This window comes from Holdemania sp., assembly GCF_986127675.1.
In genome coordinates this window covers 1-4,512 of sequence record NZ_CFQZWI010000155.1, presented here as the reverse complement: position 1 = coordinate 4,512, position 4,512 = coordinate 1, and the positions used below count along the sequence as shown (strand labels likewise).

The following is a 4,512-nucleotide window of genomic DNA, read 5'->3' as shown; positions in this document are numbered from 1 at the left end:
AGACGTGTGCTCTTCCGATCTGGTGATCCTGACCGGAATTCTCGGTTCGATCGTGATTCCCCTGTTATTCGCTAAACTGAAGATTAAAAACAGCGTGGCGCTGGGCATTACCCTGGGCACAGCGTCGCATGCGATGGGCACGTCCAAGGCGATTGAGATCGGCGAACAGGAAGGCGGCCTGTCCGGACTGGCGATCGGGATCACCGGCATCTTTACGGTCATCCTGTCGCTGCTGCTGTGAACATACAAACCAAAATAAAGGCATATCGTTCAGCCAGAAACTGATGATATGCTTTTTTTGATTTTATTGGAAAATCGGGGCATGGCGGGCGCACAGTTTTGTTTCAAGGGCATGGGCAGCGGTGATCAGTGTTTCTTCGCTCCAGGCCGTAGCGATAAACAAGACAGAACACGGCGTCCCCTGATCCGGACTTTGCGCGCAGACCGCGGCGCAGGGATATCCGGCAATCGGCGCATAACCGGTGATTTTAACCGTCATCAGACAATCGAGCTGATATTCCTTCAACAGCCGGTCGATTCCTTCTGTGCGTGTTTGACGGGTCAACGCTAAGCGCTGCCGGAGATAGTCGGCTTCCCGCAGCGTGCCGGAGGTGCGGTTGCTGCTTTCCAGAAGATCCTGTCCGTAACGCAGGCAGGTTTGCGCATGCCGGCGGTTATACGCTAGGATATCGTCCAGCGTACGCATCGCGGTGCAGCCGCGGACAGACCCCAGCCAGGCGTTGATTCCATTTTTGAATTCATGTTCCAGCACCGGCAGATTGTTCAGCCGGCCCTGCGGGAGGGAAACCGGCACCAGCATTGCGCCCTGCTGTACCAGAATCTGCCGCGCCTGCTCCAGAATCGTGTTTTCAAGCTCATCCTGCGGTGCGTCGTCAAACGTCAGAACGCCGATCCGGAAGCCTGCGACCCCGCGGTTCAGCGCACCGGCGAAATCGAAGTGATCCGGGCACGCCAGCGTCGCCGGGTCCAGTTCATCCTTGCCCCATAACGCATCCAGGACGACGGCGCAGTCCGCGATCGTCTTGCCCATCGGTCCAGCCGTATCCTGCATCGAGGAGATCGGAATGATGCCGCTGCGGGAAATCAGCCCCACCGTCGGCTTGATCGTCGCCACGGCGTTGTTGCGGGCTGGGGAAACAAGCGAACCGTTGGTTTCCGTACCGATGGAAAACGGTACAAGCTGAGCGGCGACGACCACGGCGGAGCCGGAGCTGCTTCCGGACGGATCCAGCTGCGGATCATAGGGATTGACGACCTGACCGCTGCGCGAGCTGAACCCTGACGGCATCTTCCGCTTCCGGGCTACCCAATACGCGAATTCAGAAAGACAGGCTTTACCGAGAATGACGGCTCCCGCCTGCTTCAGCCGGTGCACGACTTCGGCGTCCTGCGGTGCGTAAAAATCAGCCAGTGCCGCCGAACCGGCCGTGGTGTGCATCTTGCCGGCTGTGCTGATATTATCTTTCACGACGACCGGCAGCCCATGCAGCGGTCCGCGCGGTCCTGTTTCCCGCAGCTCGCGGTCGAGCGCGTCCGCAATCCAAAGCGCATCCGGATTCACCTCGGCAATCGCGTTCAAGCCCGGTCCGGACTGGTCGATCTCCGCGATACGGCGCAGTGCTTCCTCGGTTAAACTCCGGCTGGTCCAGCGGCCGGTCCGCAAGCCTTCCGCCAGTTCTGAAATTGAAGCTTCAAACATGAAAATTCCCCCTTTTTGTTAGTGTAGCATAATTGAAAACGTTAAACCAGCTCATCCCGCTTCCGAAACGGAACTTTTGATTTTCATATCGAAACATAGTAAAACCGCGGCGTTTCGCCGCGGTGGAAGTGTACGATCTTGTTTTCTTTTCAACCAACAGTTCCTTATTCTCCCTGAATCCGGTTGCGGATACGAAGGAAACGTTCAACGATCTGCCGGCTGGCAGCGCCGTCTTCCAGCGTCAGCCGGATCTTCCACGCAGAATGTGGATCCAGCTCGCCGGCTTTGAGCTCAAACGGCGTTTTTTCAAGACAATGACTGTAACAGGCGGCGTCGCCGAAAACGGGATAGAGCTCGCCTTTTTTATTTTTCAGCGCGTAGGCCTGCTGATGACAAAGCTGACAGTTCCGCTTTGTCCCGTCTTTTAACAATCGGTTGACCGGACAAGCCTTGGACACCATCAGATCGCGATAGCCGTAGACGTACTGCACGGTCGGCGCGGAAAATCCGTATTGTTCTTTAAACGCTTCACGAATCGCACTCTGCTGCATTGGATTAATTTCCAGTGAAAACTCCACACCTGCTACCGAAGTCTGGCTGAGCAGCAGCGCCAGCGCTTCGCTGTTGGTCACATTGAAGCCGCTCGTACAGATCAACCGCGTCGTTGTCCGGGTCAGCGTTCCGATTTCCTCGGTCTGTAGCCATTCCGTTTCGCAGCGGGCCGGATGCTCCTGGACCCGCAGCGTTGAGGGCATGATCTGCGGATACGCCTGAATCAGGGCCGGCACGCTGCTGATCAGCTGCACTGGAAGCTCAGCCAACGCTTCCGCCTGTTCGCGGGTTTCAATCTGCACGATCAATCCCGGCAGCGGCTGTTTTTCTTGGATCGTTAAAGGCTGAACAGCCTGACGCTGAAGCTGAGCCCGCTCAGGATAGCGGACAGCTCGCCGCTGCGCAAGTTGATCAAGCGCCTGGCGGCGGGCTTCGTTAATTTGCTGAACTGGCAGAAACAACGCCCCTTCCAGCTGATTGTCGACGCTTTCCAGCTGAAACGGCGTATCGTTCAGCTTGCCCAGCTGCTGGGTTAACCGCCCCGTGTCCAACGGTGCTTTCTGCGCGGGCTGCAGAACTTGTTCCGTCCGGGCCTGCGCCTGAAATCCCATTTCGTCGCAGACGTCCACCTGCATCGGTTCGCCAGCCCGGCCTCGGATCGTAAACCGCACGGCCGTCCGGCGCGCCGGCTGGGCAGACTGCGCCTGGATTTCCTTCATCAGCTCGCTGTCAGTCGTCTGAAGCAAAGCAGCCTCCGGCCGGACTTTCTCCCGCACCGGCAGCTCAATGATCTCGCCCGGCTGTCCCTGGGCGCATAACAAATCATGCTTATAGATGTAATTGGCAATGAAGCCGATATCTTCGCCGTTTTCACGTAAAATCCGCAGTCCGTCGCCCTGATGCAGCGGCGCGGTTAATTTTACCTGGACACGGCCGTTGCGTTGGCTGAGCACCGTGCCGATGCGGATTCCAACGTGATTGGGGCGCAGCGGATTCATCAACGCCGGTCCGCTTTGATGAAACAGATAGCCGGTGGTGAAGCCGCGGTTGAACAACTTCTTTAACCGGATCTGTTCCTCTTCCTCAGAAGCCGGCCGCATTCCGGCCAGAACCGCGTCGATTTTCTCACGGTAAGCCCGCACGACCGCACCGACATATTCCGGCCGCTTCATCCGGCCTTCAATTTTAAAGCTCGTCGCTCCGCTGCGGATCAGCTCCTCAACCTGGTCAAGGGTATTGAGATCCATCGGACTTAATAAGTATTCCCCCGGAGCTTCGATGACCCGGCCGCTGTCCCTTTCAACCAGTTGATACGGCAGCCGGCAGGGCTGTGCGCACTGGCCGCGGTTGCCGCTGCGGCCGCCGTTGATGCTGGACATCAGGCATTCGCCGCTGTAACAGACGCACAAGGCGCCGTAGACGAAAATCTCCAGATCCAGCCCTTCCTCAGCGCACTCCCTGACCAGTTCGACCGGGGTTTCCCGCGCCAGCACAGCGCGCTTCATCCCCAGCTGTCTGACCCAGCGCACACCCTCCCGGTTATGGATGTGCATCTGCGTCGAAGCATGCAGCTCAAAATCCGGATAAGCCCGGCGGATCCAGGAAACCAAGCCGAGATCCTGTACGATCAGAGCGTCGACGTCGGTGTGATACAGAAAATCAATCAACGCCTTGGCATCGTCCAGCTCGTTTTCAAAAATCAGCGTGTTGACGGTGACATAGACCTTCACCTCGTGTTGATGACAATAGTGCACCGCCTGACGCAGCTGCTGCTCGTCGAAATTGCCGGCATAGGCCCGCGCGCCGAAGCGCGTCGATCCCAGATAGACCGCGTCCGCCCCGTTGTTGACGGCGGCGATCAGCGCGTCCATACTGCCCGCCGGCGCTAAAAGTTCCGGGCGTTTCATCCCAGAACTCCTTTAATGATCAGCGAAATCCCTAATATCGCTAACGGAATGCCCAGCCACAGACCGATCAGCGTCGCGCACAGCATCAAACCCAGCGCGCAGACGGCTAACCCCAAAATGATGGTGATCAGCTTGCCGCATAAGGACAATACCAGTCCTGTCAGCCAGAATACCAGTTTAAACGGCCATAATAAAATTCCCATGCGCATGTCCTCCTTTGGAACTTCAATTTTTCTCTAAAGCTCGAACAGAAACCGATAGGCTTCGATCAGCTGCTCGAACGACACCGCGGCGTTGGCGGGCGAGGTGGAAGGCAGCACGATCGCTTCGATG

At 57.5% G+C, this 4,512-nt stretch carries 4 protein-coding genes; 1 reads left to right on the top strand and 3 read right to left on the bottom strand.

Annotation, left to right across the window (positions count from 1 at the left end):
- Positions 1 to 241 (top strand): LrgB family protein (locus AC5OW4_RS14595; protein WP_493677149.1); only part of this gene is annotated, 241 nt, incomplete at its 5' end.
- A 63-nt stretch (positions 242 to 304) separates the two neighbouring features.
- Here the strand turns inward: AC5OW4_RS14595 and AC5OW4_RS14590 are convergent.
- From AC5OW4_RS14590 to AC5OW4_RS14580, 3 genes are all read right to left on the bottom strand, one after another.
- Positions 305 to 1,720, bottom strand: a complete 1,416-nt coding sequence (locus AC5OW4_RS14590; protein ID WP_195547941.1) for an amidase family protein — start codon at positions 1,718 to 1,720, stop codon at positions 305 to 307.
- 164 nt (positions 1,721 to 1,884) lie between these two features.
- A complete protein-coding gene (locus tag AC5OW4_RS14585; protein ID WP_072684462.1) occupies positions 1,885 to 4,179 on the bottom strand; it encodes a peptidase U32 family protein in 2,295 nt (764 codons plus the stop codon).
- The gene (locus AC5OW4_RS14580; protein WP_072684463.1) at positions 4,176 to 4,382 is read right to left on the bottom strand and encodes a hypothetical protein; all 207 of its coding nucleotides are present in this window, start codon (positions 4,380 to 4,382) and stop codon (positions 4,176 to 4,178) included. Before AC5OW4_RS14580 ends, AC5OW4_RS14585 begins: the two co-directional genes overlap by 4 nt.
- Positions 4,383 to 4,512 lie beyond the last annotated feature (130 nt).